The sequence below is a fragment of the Legionella sheltonii genome, assembly GCF_026191355.1.
Classification (GTDB): domain Bacteria; phylum Pseudomonadota; class Gammaproteobacteria; order Legionellales; family Legionellaceae; genus Legionella; species Legionella sheltonii.
Genome location: NZ_JAPHOQ010000010.1, coordinates 1 through 15,767 on the forward strand (window position 1 = coordinate 1; position 15,767 = coordinate 15,767).

Genomic DNA, 15,767 nt, shown 5'->3' on the forward strand with positions numbered 1-15,767 from the left:
ACCAAAAATATTATATTTATCCGTATCATCTTTTGATGTTAAGGCTCTACCTCATTTAAAGTTTAGTTTCTCAAATTACGCTGCGCTAAAACTAGGGTAGTTCGAAGATAAAAATAACTGCCCTCAAATAATTTTCCATTCTGCTGATAAAAATATGAACTATATTTAAAACAGAAGCTGTATTGTCTATGAGCATTGTATGAGCCAAGAAAAAATCAATAGCGAAATATCGCGTAGAGAACAATTTCATCAAAAAATTGCGCAGCATTTAGGACCAGATTGGACTGCTGATGCCAATGGAGTTACCAATAAAACTAGTACTATTACTAATCTTAATGAGCTTAATAAGTTATATGGAGCAGCTACCAGGGAATATAACGAATATTTCAAGATGGTGAAAGAGGAAAATACAAAAATTGCCGCAAAATTAAATGAATTGATGAAAGAGGAGCAAATCATTTGGCATGCTGACGAGTTTCAAGTTTCTTGCACGCATCAGCAAGAGATAACTGAAGATAAATATCTTAGATCAGATAGAGAAGAGAGCGGTATATATAACTTTAAATGTGCTATGAGAAATTATGGAATTAATGTGGAACCATTTATCAGGCAGGAACAAACTCGAAGGCGAGAATTTGGAGGAGTTCAAGGTAAGATTAATATCGATGCATATTTTATGGGTGGAAAAGATCTAGAAGACGTAAGCGCACAAATAGATAAAGCATTAGTTGAAAAAAAAGCGCAACAATTTACCTCGAAAACCGATAAAGTAGTACCTCAGAAAAAGGGCGACGCTACTTCTTTGGATAAAAATTGTCCGGTCACTCAACATAAAGAATGTTTAAATGCTCTAAAGCAAGATAGAACTAAAAAAGACTTGTGTGAAAACCTGTGTAATGAAATAGCAAGATTTTGTACCCAATATCCTAAGGTAGATGGCTTACAACAAATGAATGTCATAATTACAGGCATGGCATGGAACTCGGAAGATGCAAATAAAACGTTAGCAAAACTAATCGAGGTAGCTCAGTGGAAGAAGTCAGATTCTGGAGTTATGAAAGGATTTCATGAACTCCGTGGCCGAGATCCTAAAGTAGAGACATTTTATCAAAAACTTGCAGCCCTTGATCCCGATGATATAGAACAAGTTAAAAAATTTAGGATTGATGTGGACTATAAAATCAATGATGACATTTTTACAAAAATAAGAGCATTTCAAACAAAGTATCCTGATGTTGACGGCTTACAACAAATGGTCGGCATAATAACGGGCTTTGATAGTGGCTCTGTAAGTGCAAATGAAACGTTAACAAACCTAATCGAGTTAGCCCAGAGTAAGAAGTCAGATTCTGGAGTTATGAAAGCATTTCATGAACTCTGTGGCAGAGATTCTAAGGTAGAGGAATTTTATCAAAGACTTGCGACCCTTGATCCTCAGAACGAAGAGAATGTGAGCGAGTTTTTAGAATTTCTTGATGAGAAGCAATCTCAAAAACTTAATATGTAACATCAATATTGATCGCAAGAACCGCTGTAAACATATCTCCCTTAGAGCACCTCGTAATATGGAATAAAAATCCAAGGTTCAATCCTTTATAAACATAAATGCAATCGAATTCTAAAACCATTCATTAATTAGGTTTGGCGGGTTTTACTTCTCTATCACCTAATCAAACAAATGAATTCCCATAGTACGCTGCGCTAATATACTAATGGCTAATATTTACTACCCTATTTTTTATCCAGCCTTCTTTTGAAGAAGGGGACATTGATTTTTTTATATTCATTATGCTATGGTGGCCTAATGAGGAACAAATGCCGCCCGCTAATCCTATTGCTGCTAATGAGTGCTGTCTTCCTTGCACCACTCAAAATGCCAACCTGTCCGAAACAAAAAATACAGGCGCCTATAGCTTTTTCTTTTTCAGTAACGCCTTGTTCCCTGCAGCAATCGATGAGCAGTAGTTGTTTTTCTTCTACCTATTGGCTTAAGGATGCATTTCATTTGGATTCATCGTGGATTATTCGAAGCTTTGTTGGTCTATTAAGCTTTCTTCTTATTTGCTCTAAATATAACTCACCATTAGACGAAATTTATCGCCCTCCCATTTTGGTTGCTTTTTAATTTTTAAATTCAAAAAATCAATTATTGAGGAATCAAAAATGAGAAAATTTATTTTGTCATTATTTATGGCATGTAGTTCCTTTTCAGTTTTTGCATCAGGAATTGGCAGTGCCAATCCCGCAGATGCGCTGTTTTTCATTCAAAATCACAGTCCACTTTTTTATCTGACGGCATTCTTTTTCCTTGGTGTCCTGCTGGCATTTACACCTTGTGTTCTGCCTATGGTGCCGATTCTATCCAGTATCATTACAGGCCAAGGGGCAAGTACAGGAAGGCATGCTTTTAAATTATCTTTGGGCTATGTTATGGGGATGGCGATAACTTATGCTATAGCGGGAATGTTGGCCGCGTGGTTTGGTTCTACCGTTCAAACTTTAATGCAGCAGCCGATGATTATTGGAAGTTTTAGTATTTTATTTACTTTAATGGGATTATGGCTGTTGGGTGTTTTTGAATTGCGCATTCCAATTTTTAATCAGGTTGCGTCAAACAAATCACGTCAACACGGAATTATCTCTGCTACGTTGATGGGAGCATTATCGACATTGGTTGTATCTCCGTGTGTCACCGCCCCCTTAATTGGCATTCTCACCTATATTTCGCAGAGCCATCATGTTGCACAAGGTGGTTTGTTACTCTTTGTTTTGGCTTTGGGGATGGGAATGCCTTTATTGATTGTAGGAGCGGGTTATGGTCGTTTTTTACCGAGCTCTGGCCTATGGATGGTTCGCATCAAACAAATATTTGCCGTAATGATGTTTGCTATGGCTATCTGGTTATTGAGTCGTGTTGCACCGCCGTTTTGGATTAATCTACTTTGGGTTACTGTCTTGCTGGTGAGTTCATGGATCTTTGGAGCTTTTCGTCAAGAACATCATTTAGGTGGACGACTGTTGCAAGGATTGGCTTTATTATCCATGATGGGAGCAGGGGCTTTGGCTTATCACGCGTTTACACCCACTGCCATTCAGAAGCCTGTAATGCATGCTCCATTTGTTATGGTGCATACGCTTGAAGAGGTTAATGCAAAGTTAGCTGAAGCCAAGTCAAAAAATCAACGTGTTTTTATAGAGTTTTTTGCGGGGTGGTGCAGTGATTGCCAGGCTATGGATAAGTATGTTTTTAATCAATCCGAAGTCATCGATGCCATGCAAGATTCAGTAAATCTTCGCGTTGATATTAGTGAAAAAACAGAGGCAGTCGCAATGATTCGACAAGCGTTCCATATTTATGGTATACCCACCATGCTATTTTATGATACGCAAGGACACGCTCTGACACACTTAAGCTCTGTTGGACAGCTATCCAAAGAAAAAACTTTGAAATTATTCACACAATTTCGAGGCTAGAACTAGAAACGTACCTTCTCTCCTCGGGGAGAAGGTATCTGTAGGAAATATTATTCTAAAAATGGGTTTTAACTGAGTCAAAACCCATTGATTAATAATAATACTATCTACCCATTGAGAATAAGCTTTTTCCAAGGGGTTGAGTGTAGACCCCACTCTCATATTGTTGCCAGGTTTCAGCAGGTTGGATGTTGCATTTTTTTGATACCATGTGCCATCCGGGCTCATGTTTATAACATCCTGCTTGGGCTGTTCCAAAGGCTGCAATCATACTGATAGCAATTAATGCAGCTGTTGATGATTTGATCTTCATTTAGAACTCCTTATCTTATATTTAGATGCAAAACGCATCAATATGATTATATTATTAACATGCAAAATGCGCAAATTTCTTCCATTTTTGAGCCAAGCATACTCGCACACGGAGTAACCTTGTTTGACTCGTTACTCATAAATTACCGCTTAACACTCGTTGAATTTTATAATTCTTTGATAATTAATCCGTTTTAGTATGCTCAGGAGCACGATTCTTAGCGAATCTACTTTGCCAGTTCGTTTTTTTCCTAATAACCAAACCTGAAGCATATAACACCACACCAGTGAGAATTAGTGATAATGTTCGAATAATTGTTGGTGTTGATGATGCATCATAAAGTAGGGCCTTACCTGCAGCAAAAAACAAAACGATGAGTACCGATTTTGCAATGAGGACATCGTTTCTTAATGTTGAAACCTGTAAGATGATAAGTACGTATGCAAGCCAAGAGGCAGATACCGCTAAGGTTCCATAGTCAGTGGTAAGCTGGTAGAGGCTCATAATTGCAAAAAGATGTGCCGCTGCCAGTAAAACATAACAATATTCTTCTTTGTGACCTAACTCCTTACGATTTCGTATCAATAGGAACCAAATACTAACAAAAGAAGCCCATGCTACAACCGACCAAGATAATCCTCTACTACCAAGCAAATGGCCTAATATATTTAAATATTCAATACCCAGAATTGCAGAAAGTGCTACGAAAGGAATTAAATGAGGAATGCTCCATTTTATCGAGCTTATTTTTGTATGCCCAAAGGCATATCCAAAAACAATCAAAGGGAAAAGCCAAGGTTTGAGATTTAATGGTAAAAGTCCAAGATAAATCGAATGGAAACAAACAAGTGTTACAAAGGTCAATAATACGTTACGGCTATTGAAGCGACGTTCAGGAAGCCATCTTTTAGCTGAATAATAAAGTCCAATTAAAAGCGCTGCTGCAGCTAGAGAGCCGCAAGAGGCTATAGTCTGATCAATACGGCTGAGATAATAATATTCCATTGCATAGAAAATAAGTAATACCGGGAAAAGACTCCAAGATTCTTTCTCAGTAAGTTGTTTCTTGGTCAATTGAGTATAAAACAGGGTGCCTATTGAGTAGATAAAAAAATTAATAGCAAGTACTGACGCAATTAATACATCTTGATGCAGCTTTAGCCCAATCACCGCAGTGATTGATATTGCTAAATACGCTGAAATCATCGTTAATGTGCGTGACTCCACCCAAATAGCAAGAGTTGCGAAGTTTAACGAACAAATTGTGAAATAATACAAAGAAAACAAAGTATTATTTTCAACGCCTGAAACAATGGGAACAATATAAGCACCTAAGGCAGCTATAATGGCATAAATATCATGCCTAAACCTTAGGTAAAACAAAATTGAAATTCCAGAGACGATAGTGGTGATGGCAATAACTGTTTGAAATGAAATAAATAGATAATACTGATATGCAGCAAAACCAGTAAAATAAAGTACGGTGGCACCTGCCGCTGGTAAAAAACATGCGTATATTCTATCTGCAGTGGAAATAACAATACCTCCTGCAAATAATGCCATTCCAAAAAGAGTAGCTACGCCAAGCTGCTTTTCATGAGTTAGCCATCCTGATTCAATGGATAATTTAACTATGAAACAAGCAGCTAAAATAAAACATACTGAGGCGACTAATCCCAGCCAATTACCAGACATCGGTTTCGGCGTTGATTTTGAGCGGTCTACACTTTTTTTATTTTTAATTAACCTAGATTGCTTTACTGGTGAGATTGGCGATACAGAGCCAATAATTTTTTCAACTGTAGATACGCGGGTGTCCAGGGCCTGTAAGCTTTTTTCAATATCAACTGATTTCAAAGAAATATCCTACGTACATATTAATAATTGCTCAATTTTACACCATTTTGCTGGTTCTTTTCGAGTATTCTTTTGAATAATTTATATATAAGCGGATTTTTATTGGATTTTTAATCGTGTACAAACTGTCGAAGCAGGCCAATCAAAATAAAAATTAAAAATTGTTCGAGTCAAGACTGTTTTTTTATTTTTTATTTGTTTAAGATAACTACGTCTAAATTCTTTTTACATGTCCATGCTTGTGGATATTTGCACCAATCTAATATTCAATCGATACCCAAGATCTGACCAAAAACCATGCTCTATCTGGATTGTTTCTTTTTTAAAGTACGCTATCTATCTTCGAGTTATTCACATTTTCTGTGGATAAGTCTGTTTATAGTCTGTCAAACTCTATGTGGAGTTTAGAAATTAAAGGCTGACACATCATTTTCCAAAGTGCTATTTATGAAGCAAAGAAAAAAACTCATGGATCATGAGCGAGCTATTTAGCTCATTTTGAAAGGGTTTCAAGCCTGAGGAGTCAATCATGAAAAAAATATTCAACAGTAATATCATCGACATCGGCAAGATGCTGGTATTGATGTTTCTATAATATTTCTGTGCCAGCCCAGCCAGGAATTATAATTAATTTTTGTTTCATTATTTCCCCTTAGATAAAACTTTTTGCGATAATAGCACAAAATGCTCAAAAAATGGTCTAGAATTATTTAAAAATGTGTCAAAAAACGTCGAGTTAAGAGCAGGTTGTCCTATGTCTTTATCAGATTCAGAGTTAAGTCAATTGAAGCTTCTAACAGAGGCTTTAGATCTTCACGCGCAAAGAACACCAAATTCCGTTGCATTATATTACCTCAATGAAGATGGAACTAGAGAGCAATTAAGCTACAGTAAGTTGCAATCAGAGGCTCTCTCCTTGGCGTGGTTAATTATGAAAAATACAAAACAAGGTGATCGCGCTTTGTTGATTTATCCACCAGGTTTGGAGTTTGTTATCGCGTTTTTTGCTTGTGCTTATGCTGGAGTAATTAGCGTCCCCAGTTACCCTCCATTTAATCAAGGATTAATTGAAAAATTACAAGGTATTATTGTTGATGCACAACCAAGAATTCTCTTAACCTCACAAGAACTTTATAAGAAGCTATATAACTTGAAGATTCTTAAGAAAGTTATGCAGTTTTTACCCATTAAAAAATTCTTAATTTATATTTTAGGGAAACAGTCAGAGCAATTGAATTGGGATGTTGAAAAAATTAAGCTGATTAATTGCTCTTCTAATCGCATAAACTCATCCTCTCATTTAGAGTTCAATGCAAGTGATCCGGACTCAACCGTTTTTTTACAATATACGTCTGGATCTACAGGGGTTCCGAAAGGGGTGATGAATACTCATCTGAATTTATTGCACAACATACAATTAATCATTAAAGCTTATCGACTTCATCAGGATACCGTTGCTGTTTCCTGGTTACCCCCTTATCATGATATGGGCTTGATTGGGCATATCATTTTGCCGGTTATTTATGGTATACCTTGTATCTTAATGTCGCCATTGACATTCCTTAAAAATCCTTATTCTTGGTTGCAAGAGATTAGTTCATTTCGTGCTGATATTAGTGGAGGGCCTAATTTTGCTTATGAATATTGCTTGAGAAAAATTACAGAAGCTCAAAAGAAAACCTTGGATTTAAGTTCTTGGCGGGTGGCGTTGAATGGAGCAGAACCGATTCATTATGAGACGATTGAACGTTTTTATCAGGCCTTTAAGTCGTGTGGGTTTAAAAAAAGTAGCTTTGCACCTTCGTACGGTTTGGCTGAATCAACCTTAATGGTATCAGCACAACAAACCCAAAAGAATTTGAATAAGTTAATTGTTTCTCGGTCAGATTTAAGTCTAAACCGAGTAACTCTTACTCGAAAAAGTGACACGGATAGCAAGATTCTACTTAGCCATGGTACCCCTAGTTTAGACGTAAAAATTCTTAATCTGAGTACGAATCAATTTGGCAATGAAAATGAGGTAGGAGAGATATTAGTTGCTGGCCCTAGTGTTTCTTCGGGATATTGGCAGCGTGAGGAATTAAATAAAACGCTTTTTTATCAAACTGCTCTCAATGGCTCAGATCAGACAGTCTTTTTGAGGACTGGTGATTTAGGTTTTCTTCACCAAGGCGAGTTATATATTACTGGACGAATGAAACAACTTATTGTGATTCATGGTAAAAATTTCTATCCCCATGATCTCGAGTATAAAGCAAGTTCAGCTCATGCATCGATTAAATCCGGTTGTTGTACTGCATTTTCTATTTCTAAAGACAATGAAGAACAATTAGTAATTTTAGCTGAACTAAAACCCGATACCCATAAAAGGGAATATGATGATATTTGTGTGGCGGTTAGAAAAGTAATAACCCAAACTTTTGCCATAACTCCTTATTCAATTGTTTTGTTACCTGCTCAAACCACTCTTAAAACGACGAGTGGTAAGCTACAACGTAATGCCATGAGGGATTCTTATGTAAATCAACGTTTACCCTTGCTGTATGAATATAAAAGCGAAAAAACTGATTTAAAGCCTTCAAAACCGGTACCTTTAAACAATTTATCAAGCACAGGATCCAAAACGTTTAATGTGGTTACAGAGAATGAACTCCAATCTTGGTTGTTAGAACAAATTTCTTTGAAGACATCGGTGCCTCAACATAAACTCTCGTTAGACCAGCGATTAATTGAGCTGGGGGTAGATTCCATTGGCTATTTTGAGTTATTAGCAGAATTAGAACAAACATTTAATTGTCATGTTGATCCTCATTTAGTTGAAACATATCCCTCAATTAATTTAATTTGTAAAAGTATCGTGAACAATATAGAACCCAGGGAAAATCAAGTTCTTAATTTTAATCCTTACCAGGATGAGCTCGGCCCGCATGGCTTTTTACTTAAACGTAAAGAGGTGGGTGTTTTATTAGTACATGGTTATAGTGGCACCCCTGGTGAGGTAAGTGAATTAGCATTTCAATTAGCTAAATCGGATATAACCGTCGCTGTTCCTCAATTAGCAGGGCATTGCTCCAGTTATCGTGATCTCAAAAAAACCAGTTGGCAAGATTGGTATGCGTCTGTTAAAAAGGCTTTTGATTTATTATCACAACATTGTGAAAAGATATTTGTTGCAGGCCTCTCTGCTGGCAGTCTGCTTGCCTTGAACTTATCTTTAGAGAATCCAGAACAGATAGCAGGGGTAATCCTTTTAAGTCCTGTATTTTTTTATGACGGCTGGAATATTTCACGACGGCAACGTGCTTTTAATTACTTCATGATTCACAGTTATTTGCGTTATATCTGTAAAGTTCAGGATAAAGCGCCTTATGGAATTAAAAATGAGGCAATACGAGAGTCAATTGCATCATTATTGGCGAATGGTAAAGAAAAAAATATCGCTAAAACCGGTAATATGATAGTGCCCGCGCTTGGGCTGTATGAAGTGGATAAGTTGATTAAACATATTCAAGGAAAATTGCCTCACATTAAGAGTCCCACTTTAGTAGTCCATTCCTTGGACGATGATATGGCAAGTTACAGAAATGCTGAGTATGTCAAAAATCATATTGGTTCGGAATTAATAGAAATCGTTTATTTAAACAATTCATACCATATTATTACTCTGGATAACGAAAAAGAGCTTGTTGCGCTTAATTTGATTCGCTTTATCCAGCAAAACAGCAAATCAAGAAAGGTCAGGTATATATCTTGAATATTTTTATAGATTTTGATGGAACGATTACGAAAACGGATACTACAGACAGCTTATTAGAAAAATTTGCTCAGGGTGATTTTAATCAAATAGAGCAAGATTGGCTTTGTGGGCGCATAAGCTCCAAAGACTGTATGCAAGCGCAATATGCTATGATTCGAGGGATGGAACCTGAAATTAGGTATGAATTAGAACATATTGAAATTGATCCTGGTTTTATTGAATTTTGCACTTTAATGCAAAACAAGGCAAAACTTATTATCGTTAGTGATGGTATTGATTATCCCATCGAGTATTTGCTAAAAAAACATGGACTTCTTTCAATACCTTATTACTCAAATCATTTTTCATTTCTTAAGGAGGGTGTTGCAATTAGTTTCCCTTTTGAAGTGAAGCAGTGCAAATCAAAGTGTGGTTTATGTAAATGTCATATCTTTTATGAGCAGCAATTTAATGACTCAGGCAAATCGATTTTAATTGGTAATGGCAAATCTGATGTTTGTTTAGCACATCAAGTTGATTTCGTATTTGCGAAGGAATATTTATTAACGTATTGCCAACAACATCAAATAAAGCATTTTGAGTTTAATAGTTTTTTGGATCTGGTAAACCTATTTCAATGCGAACAACTTGAAAATTTTCTTTAATAACTAACCCAGTTTATTCTGATGAAACAATTAATGGTTTATAAATAATTCCAGTCTTTCATCCTGCGTGGTAATGACAGGATGAAAGATGATTAAACCTCAGGAGGCTAAGACCAACCTATGCTGCCTTGGCTTGCATGAGTAATTGTTCTAAAAGAATGATGCCTAAGTCAATTTCCTCTTTACTGATTTCTAAGGAGGGTGCTAGAGTAAATGTATTTTTATAGTAACCGCCAATATCCAGTACAAGACCGTAAGCTTGTCCATTGACCTGAAGATCGCCACGTAATCCTGCATTGAATATTGCATCAGCTAATTCTCGATTAGGAGTAAAACCATCTTCTTTACATAACTCAATACGTAGTGCCAGACCAATCCCATCAACATGACCAATCATTTTCCAGCGCTTTTTAAGTTCAGTGAGTTTATTTAGAAAATAAGCCCCTTTTTCATTGACCTGTTGCTCATAATTTTTTTCCGACAACATGTTCATCACTTCAAGACCAATTGCAGTTCCTAATGGATTTGAAGAGTAGGTGGAATGAGTCGATCCGGGAGGAAATTTTTCTGGAGAAATCAGTTCTTCCCTTGCCCAAATTCCGGCAATAGGGTTTAAACCATTCGTTAATGCTTTGCCGAAGACAACGATGTCTGGAGTGATTCCATAGTGTTCGAAGGACCAAAATTTACCAGTACGATGGAAACCCATTTGGATTTCATCGGCAACCAACAAAATGTCTTTTTCCTTAAGAAATTGTGCCAGTTCTTGAAAATACCCTGGAGGTGGGATGACATAACCACCAGTACCTTGTATAAATTCGACAAAAAACGCAGCGTATTCTGCTTCTTTGGACTTATCATCCCAGACGGCATAATATTCTGTTTCAAATAATTTTTTAAATTGATTCATACAGTAGAGGCCGCAGGTCTCACGTTTCATGTCATAAGGGCAACGGAAACAATAGGGAAAAGGCTGAAAGGATGCTTTATCAGAGAAATGGCCAAATCTACGACGATAACGGTAACTTGAGGTGATGGAAGAGGCACCTAGTGTTCGGCCATGATATCCGCCCATAAAAGCGAACATCAAATTTTTCTTCTTTTCATTACGAACCAGTTTTAGTGCATCTTCAATGGCTTGGGAGCCGCCCACATTGAACTGCACGCGTCCTTTAGCACCGGTTCTTTGCTCGATATTAGTACAAATGGCTTCTGCTAGTTCTACCTTTTCTTTATGCAGATATTGGCAGGCAAGCTGAGGTAAGTTATCCAGTTGTTGTTTTAAGGCATTACTAATACGTTCGTTTTTGTAGCCAAAATTAACCGCTGAATACCACATTTGCAAATCTAAATAGGGAATGCCTTTCTCATCATAAAGATAACTTCCTTGGCAGTTACTAAAAATTTTTGGAGGATTTGCATAATGGACTGTGTCACCGAAAGAACAATATTGAGCATCTTTTTGTAGCAGTGATTTAATATTCATAAGTAATAGAACAAATTGAGTAAGATATACTAACTATAGTCAATTTTTATAATTTTGCTGGATGAGTAATCTGGATGATATGAATTTTGGGCTATACTGAAAGGTGAAAATTCAATTTATGCCAATATGAGCATCAAATAACGCAGTATTAGGAACGCAGAAAAGATGGGACATTTGCACTGTATTTGGTATACAAAGGCAACTTAAATTGAGCCTGATATCTGGAGTAATTTAATTCGAGATGAACGGCACATCCAGTCTTGGTATAGTGCACTTGATCAAGCCAGCCTGCCTGATAAAACTCAATTTTATTATGCTGTATTCTATGATCAAGATAAGCCAGTAGCATTAGTTCCTACATTTCTTAAATCAATTCCTATAGATTTTGTAATGCCTGATTTTATCTCAAGAATCATTGGTTTTTTTGATAAGTATATTTACACCTTTCGTTTTAAAAGGTTTTTTTTTATCGGATCTTATGTTGACTATGGTGTAATCGGTCTTAATGAGCATTATCATTTTGAAGGATTAAAATCTCAAATTGCCCATGAAATTGACCTCCAAAGTAAACGGTTGGGGGCATCAGTTGTTGTTTGGAAAGATTTTGAGAAGCATGTCTGCGATCATTTATCCCCCAAAAAGTATTTCACTTTATGCTCTTTTCCTGATATCTACAGTGAGATAAAAGGATCCAATTTTGATGAGTTCCTGCAACATAAGCCTTATTTTTTAAGAAAAAAAATTAAAAGAAAGCTACGCCAATGTCCCCAAAACAATTATGAATTGTTTATTACACAGGATCCTAATGAAAAAGAACTAACTCAATTTTATGACTGTTTTGAGCTTATTTGGGAAAAGTATGCCACCAGCAAGATAAATTTTGATCACGTCAATTGGGATTATTTCAGGAGTTCTTCAAAGGATCACCATTTTATCTATATAGGCTTACAGGACAAGGAGAGTCAAGCCATTATTAATGTAGTTCAATGTTTGCAAACGGATGACAGTTTATTTCAAGTTTTTTATGGTTTTGATACGAGCAAATTTTCTGCAAACAATGGCTACTATTTCTTGCTTCAAAAAAAAGTGATTGAGTATTGTATTGAAAATCACATCAAACAATTATTTGATGGTCAAAATCAGTACACTGCTAAATTAGATATGGGGAGTCAACTACTTCCTTATTATAATGCGGTAAAATGTCATTCAGCGATGTTGCATTGGCTTTTAAAACAATTTATGAGCGATTTTACCTGGGCGGATCTTTCTCCTGAGCTCGCAACTTATCTCAAAGCACATCCAGAAGCTCTTCCACAGCCTCAAAAGACGAAGTGGTATCATTATTTGCGTACATTCATTCATGCACTACCTCCAACTGCTGGATACAGAATCTATGGTAAGGATTTTTGGAGTAATCGTCATCGGCTCAAAGATTCGAAAGTAACTCTCGAGAAGAGCTGCGCTCAACAGTTAGCTGTACCTTTTGTGCATGTCACAAACTCCGGAACTGCTGCGTTATATCTTCTCTTGAAATCAATAACCCATTTAACCGCAGCGAGAACAATTATAATTCCAGCTTATACATGTCCACTGGTTGTTTTCGCTATTGTGCGTGCTGGTTTTAAAGTACAGCTATGTGACTCAAATGGCATAGATTTTAATTTCGATCTCGAGCAATTGAGCCAGTTATGTAATTCAAATGAAGACATCGCTGCTGTTTTGGTCACTCATTTAGGAGGTATTCCGGCTCAAATTGAAAAGGTAAGTGAAATGTTACAACGGGCATCTAAGCCTATTTTTCTGATTGAGGATGCTGCGCAAGCATTTGGCGCTATAGCAGGAAATCAACCCGTAGGTAGCTGGGGTGATTTTTCTATTTTTAGTTTTGCCGCTGGGAAAGGTGCAACATTTTATGAAGGAGGGTTGCTGGCAAGCAAACATAATCGGTTTAAGGAGGTGTTGCAAAAGACGATTAATACCCACGAACATCCAAAACCTTTTCTTGAATGTTGGAGAGTCATACAACTTCTGGGATATTGGTTATTGTATCGGCCCTGTTTATTCTTTTGGATATATACTTTGCCACAGTCAATTTGGGCTCGTCAAAACAATTGGATTCGTGCTTTAAATGAAGAGTTTTCAATTCATTTTCCTATTCATAAGGTGTCTAATCTCCGAACCTATTTGGGATTTGCTAATTTTTTGCGAATGCCTAAGGAAATTGAGGCGCAGAGACAAAAAGCATCCTACTACTTGGATGCTTTGGCATCGTGCAACGCCATTCGGGTACTTAGAGAAGAAACGGCTCAAGATAAAGCAACATATCCCTTTATGTCCTTAATTCTACCTGTTCCACGGGAAGCAGTTTTTCCTGATTTGTTGTTACAAGCTTCTGGTGTATCTTTAATGTTTGCCAAAATACTACCTGATTATGCGTATTTAGGCCCTTATTTAAGTGATAAATCAGCAGAAAGTTATCCTAATGCAGATAAGTTATGTAAGGGACTTATTACTTTAAGTACGACTGCATTTATTACAAATGAAGAAATTTCTGAAGTGAGTCAATATATTAAAACACTGGCAGGGTGGGGGTTAAAATCATGAAACCATTGCTCCTGTTAACCGATCAGCACCACTCCACACTTCATTACATGCACGATCATTGGCAGCACGCATTAACTCTTGATTTTAGGACTCTTGAGCAAGAACTAAGGTTATATGGGTCGATGAATATACTCCAAGAGTGCCAAAAAATAATTAATGAACTCGCAAATGAACCCTATATAACTTTTATGGGATCGGGTGACTTTCATCATCTCACTTATCCATTACTCACTCGACTTACTGAACCCTTTATTTTAGTTATTCTTGATAATCATACCGATTGCTCGTTCATTCCACCTCAATTTTCTTGTGGAAACTGGGTTAATATGGCAGCGAAAATTTCTCTATGTGAAAAAATAATTCATATTGGAGCGACACAAGGTTATGGTCCTGTGGAAAAGCGACTCGGGGTAATTCAGCTTATCGCTCAAAAAAAAATGCTTAGTGTTCCTGGAAGAGAATTGATGCAACAAGGGATTGCAGTTGTAGAAAATGCTTTAGCCCTTTGTAATAGCGACCTGCCTTTTTATTTAAGCATTGATAAAGATGTGCTGAATGTGGATGTGATTAAAACCGATTGGGATCAAGGGGTTATTTCATTAGAAGAAATGTGCTCTGTAATTCAGTTATTAAAATCACGTCGATGTGTTGGAGTTGACATCTGTGGTGAAAAGACAGAAACAACCGTTTTTAAAAATCCTCTGAAACAATTTATTTCACGATTCGATCATCCTAAGCTATCGAGAATAAATGAATCGGAATTTCAAAAGAACATATTAAAACACTATGAAATAAATCAGCGTATTTATAACTTAATTGAAGGGGACTGTTGCTATTCTAGCCCATATCGTAATTACAAGGACAGATAATGATATTCCTATATTATTTTATCTTATTCGTAATCGGTGCCTTGACAGAGACATTTCTGCACGTTTGCCTAAAAAAAGCTACTATAGACCACATCGATGCACGCGGTTTTCGATATTACCTGAGTATCATCAAAGATTATTGGTTCTATTTAGCGATGTCATTTTATATTGCTGACCTCGTGATTTATATGTATCTATTAGCTCATCTTCCTCTTTCAGTGGCTTATCCAATTACTGGCTTGCAAAAAATTTTCATTATTTTTTCTTCCGGTTATTTTTTAAAAGAAGCCTTGAGCTCTATAGAATTGCTTGGCGTATCACTGATTGGAATAGGCATTTTATTAATTGCGGGAGCTCAAATTTAAATGAACAAAACACTACCTTTACTGAAAGTAATCATTTGGATTTTACTCCTGAGTAGCGATACCGCAGCACAATTATTGTTTAAAGTAGCGGCGCTGAATTTTAGCGGGGGAGTTTGGCTGTCTAATTATCCTTTTTTTCTAGCTTATGTTTTTGAATTATTGTCTTTTTTATTGTGGATGAGAATTATCAAAGATACTCGTTTATCCATTGCATTAGCCCTTACAGCCATACTTTATATAACGGTTTCATTGACTTCATACATTTTTTTTCATGAGCAAATCAACATACTCCAGTGGATAGGCACGGTGTTAATTGCCGCAGGAACCTGTCTTTTAGGATATTATGAAGGAACCAAAGCAGTTTCAGAAGCATAAGAATTAAAAGGTTTTTTATTAGG

12 protein-coding genes are annotated in these 15,767 nt (G+C 36.6%); 9 read left to right on the forward strand and 3 right to left on the reverse strand.

Going from position 1 to position 15,767, the window contains the following annotated elements; all coding sequences use genetic code 11:
* Positions 1 to 199 precede the first annotated feature (199 nt).
* The 3 genes from OQJ26_RS12025 (at position 200) to OQJ26_RS12035 (ending at position 3,474) form a co-directional block, all read left to right on the forward strand.
* Positions 200 to 1,507 (forward strand): hypothetical protein, encoded by a 1,308-nt coding sequence (locus OQJ26_RS12025; RefSeq protein ID WP_265704018.1) that lies wholly within the window; start codon positions 200 to 202, stop codon positions 1,505 to 1,507.
* Between the two features lie 308 nt (positions 1,508 to 1,815).
* Positions 1,816 to 1,965 (forward strand): hypothetical protein, encoded by a 150-nt coding sequence (locus OQJ26_RS12030; RefSeq protein WP_265704019.1) that lies wholly within the window; start codon positions 1,816 to 1,818, stop codon positions 1,963 to 1,965.
* A 198-nt stretch (positions 1,966 to 2,163) separates the two neighbouring features.
* Complete coding sequence (locus tag OQJ26_RS12035; RefSeq protein WP_265704020.1) at positions 2,164 to 3,474, forward strand: protein-disulfide reductase DsbD family protein; 1,311 nt, start codon at positions 2,164 to 2,166, stop codon at positions 3,472 to 3,474.
* A 103-nt stretch (positions 3,475 to 3,577) separates the two neighbouring features.
* Here OQJ26_RS12035 and OQJ26_RS12040 read toward each other — a convergent pair whose 3' ends face one another.
* Both OQJ26_RS12040 and OQJ26_RS12045 read right to left on the reverse strand, forming a co-directional pair.
* The gene (locus OQJ26_RS12040; protein ID WP_265704021.1) at positions 3,578 to 3,787 is read right to left on the reverse strand and encodes a hypothetical protein; all 210 of its coding nucleotides are present in this window, start codon (positions 3,785 to 3,787) and stop codon (positions 3,578 to 3,580) included.
* A gap of 183 nt (positions 3,788 to 3,970) precedes the next feature.
* Positions 3,971 to 5,644 (reverse strand): DUF2339 domain-containing protein, encoded by a 1,674-nt coding sequence (locus OQJ26_RS12045; protein WP_265704022.1) that lies wholly within the window; start codon positions 5,642 to 5,644, stop codon positions 3,971 to 3,973.
* A gap of 754 nt (positions 5,645 to 6,398) precedes the next feature.
* Between OQJ26_RS12045 and OQJ26_RS12050 the strand changes: the two genes are divergently transcribed.
* Positions 6,399 to 9,398 (forward strand): alpha/beta fold hydrolase, encoded by a 3,000-nt coding sequence (locus tag OQJ26_RS12050; protein WP_265704023.1) that lies wholly within the window; start codon positions 6,399 to 6,401, stop codon positions 9,396 to 9,398.
* Positions 9,395 to 10,045, forward strand: coding sequence for an MtnX-like HAD-IB family phosphatase (locus OQJ26_RS12055; protein ID WP_265704024.1), 651 nt, complete (start codon positions 9,395 to 9,397; stop codon positions 10,043 to 10,045). The genes OQJ26_RS12050 and OQJ26_RS12055 overlap by 4 nt, the downstream gene beginning before the upstream one ends.
* A gap of 118 nt (positions 10,046 to 10,163) precedes the next feature.
* On the opposite strand, the gene OQJ26_RS12060 is transcribed toward OQJ26_RS12055, so the two are convergent.
* Complete coding sequence (locus OQJ26_RS12060) at positions 10,164 to 11,531, reverse strand: aspartate aminotransferase family protein (RefSeq protein ID WP_265704025.1); 1,368 nt, start codon at positions 11,529 to 11,531, stop codon at positions 10,164 to 10,166.
* 390 nt (positions 11,532 to 11,921) lie between these two features.
* Here OQJ26_RS12060 and OQJ26_RS12065 point away from each other — a divergent pair, with 390 nt between their 5' ends.
* Genes OQJ26_RS12065 through OQJ26_RS12080 form a run of 4 tightly spaced genes read left to right on the forward strand, consistent with a single transcriptional unit; the run spans position 11,922 to position 15,744 of the window.
* Positions 11,922 to 14,135, forward strand: coding sequence for a DegT/DnrJ/EryC1/StrS family aminotransferase (locus OQJ26_RS12065; protein ID WP_265704026.1), 2,214 nt, complete (start codon positions 11,922 to 11,924; stop codon positions 14,133 to 14,135).
* Entirely contained in the window at positions 14,132 to 15,004 is an 873-nt protein-coding gene (locus OQJ26_RS12070) for an arginase family protein (protein ID WP_265704027.1), read from the forward strand. The genes OQJ26_RS12065 and OQJ26_RS12070 overlap by 4 nt, the downstream gene beginning before the upstream one ends.
* Positions 15,004 to 15,369 carry a DMT family transporter gene (locus tag OQJ26_RS12075; RefSeq protein WP_028380324.1) on the forward strand — a complete coding sequence of 122 codons (366 nt, stop codon included), beginning with the start codon at positions 15,004 to 15,006 and terminating at the stop codon, positions 15,367 to 15,369. The genes OQJ26_RS12070 and OQJ26_RS12075 overlap by 1 nt, the downstream gene beginning before the upstream one ends.
* Positions 15,370 to 15,744 carry an EamA family transporter gene (locus tag OQJ26_RS12080; RefSeq protein ID WP_265704028.1) on the forward strand — a complete coding sequence of 125 codons (375 nt, stop codon included), beginning with the start codon at positions 15,370 to 15,372 and terminating at the stop codon, positions 15,742 to 15,744. It begins immediately after the preceding gene.
* The last annotated feature ends 23 nt before the right edge of the window (positions 15,745 to 15,767 follow it).

What these genes read in the sequence shown, in the direction of transcription:
- OQJ26_RS12025 (WP_265704018.1), top strand. Translation starts at nt 200, where the DNA reads ATGAGCCAAGAAAAAATCAATAGCGAAATATCGCGTAGAGAACAATTT.
- OQJ26_RS12075 (WP_028380324.1), top strand. Translation starts at nt 15,004, where the DNA reads ATGATATTCCTATATTATTTTATCTTATTCGTAATCGGTGCCTTGACA.
- OQJ26_RS12050 (WP_265704023.1), top strand. Translation starts at nt 6,399, where the DNA reads ATGTCTTTATCAGATTCAGAGTTAAGTCAATTGAAGCTTCTAACAGAG.
- OQJ26_RS12030 (WP_265704019.1), top strand. Translation starts at nt 1,816, where the DNA reads ATGCCGCCCGCTAATCCTATTGCTGCTAATGAGTGCTGTCTTCCTTGC.
- OQJ26_RS12070 (WP_265704027.1), top strand. Translation starts at nt 14,132, where the DNA reads ATGAAACCATTGCTCCTGTTAACCGATCAGCACCACTCCACACTTCAT.
- OQJ26_RS12035 (WP_265704020.1), top strand. Translation starts at nt 2,164, where the DNA reads ATGAGAAAATTTATTTTGTCATTATTTATGGCATGTAGTTCCTTTTCA.
- OQJ26_RS12080 (WP_265704028.1), top strand. Translation starts at nt 15,370, where the DNA reads ATGAACAAAACACTACCTTTACTGAAAGTAATCATTTGGATTTTACTC.
- OQJ26_RS12060 (WP_265704025.1), bottom strand. Translation starts at nt 11,531, where the DNA reads ATGAATATTAAATCACTGCTACAAAAAGATGCTCAATATTGTTCTTTC.
- OQJ26_RS12040 (WP_265704021.1), bottom strand. Translation starts at nt 3,787, where the DNA reads ATGAAGATCAAATCATCAACAGCTGCATTAATTGCTATCAGTATGATT.
- OQJ26_RS12065 (WP_265704026.1), top strand. Translation starts at nt 11,922, where the DNA reads ATGCCTGATTTTATCTCAAGAATCATTGGTTTTTTTGATAAGTATATT.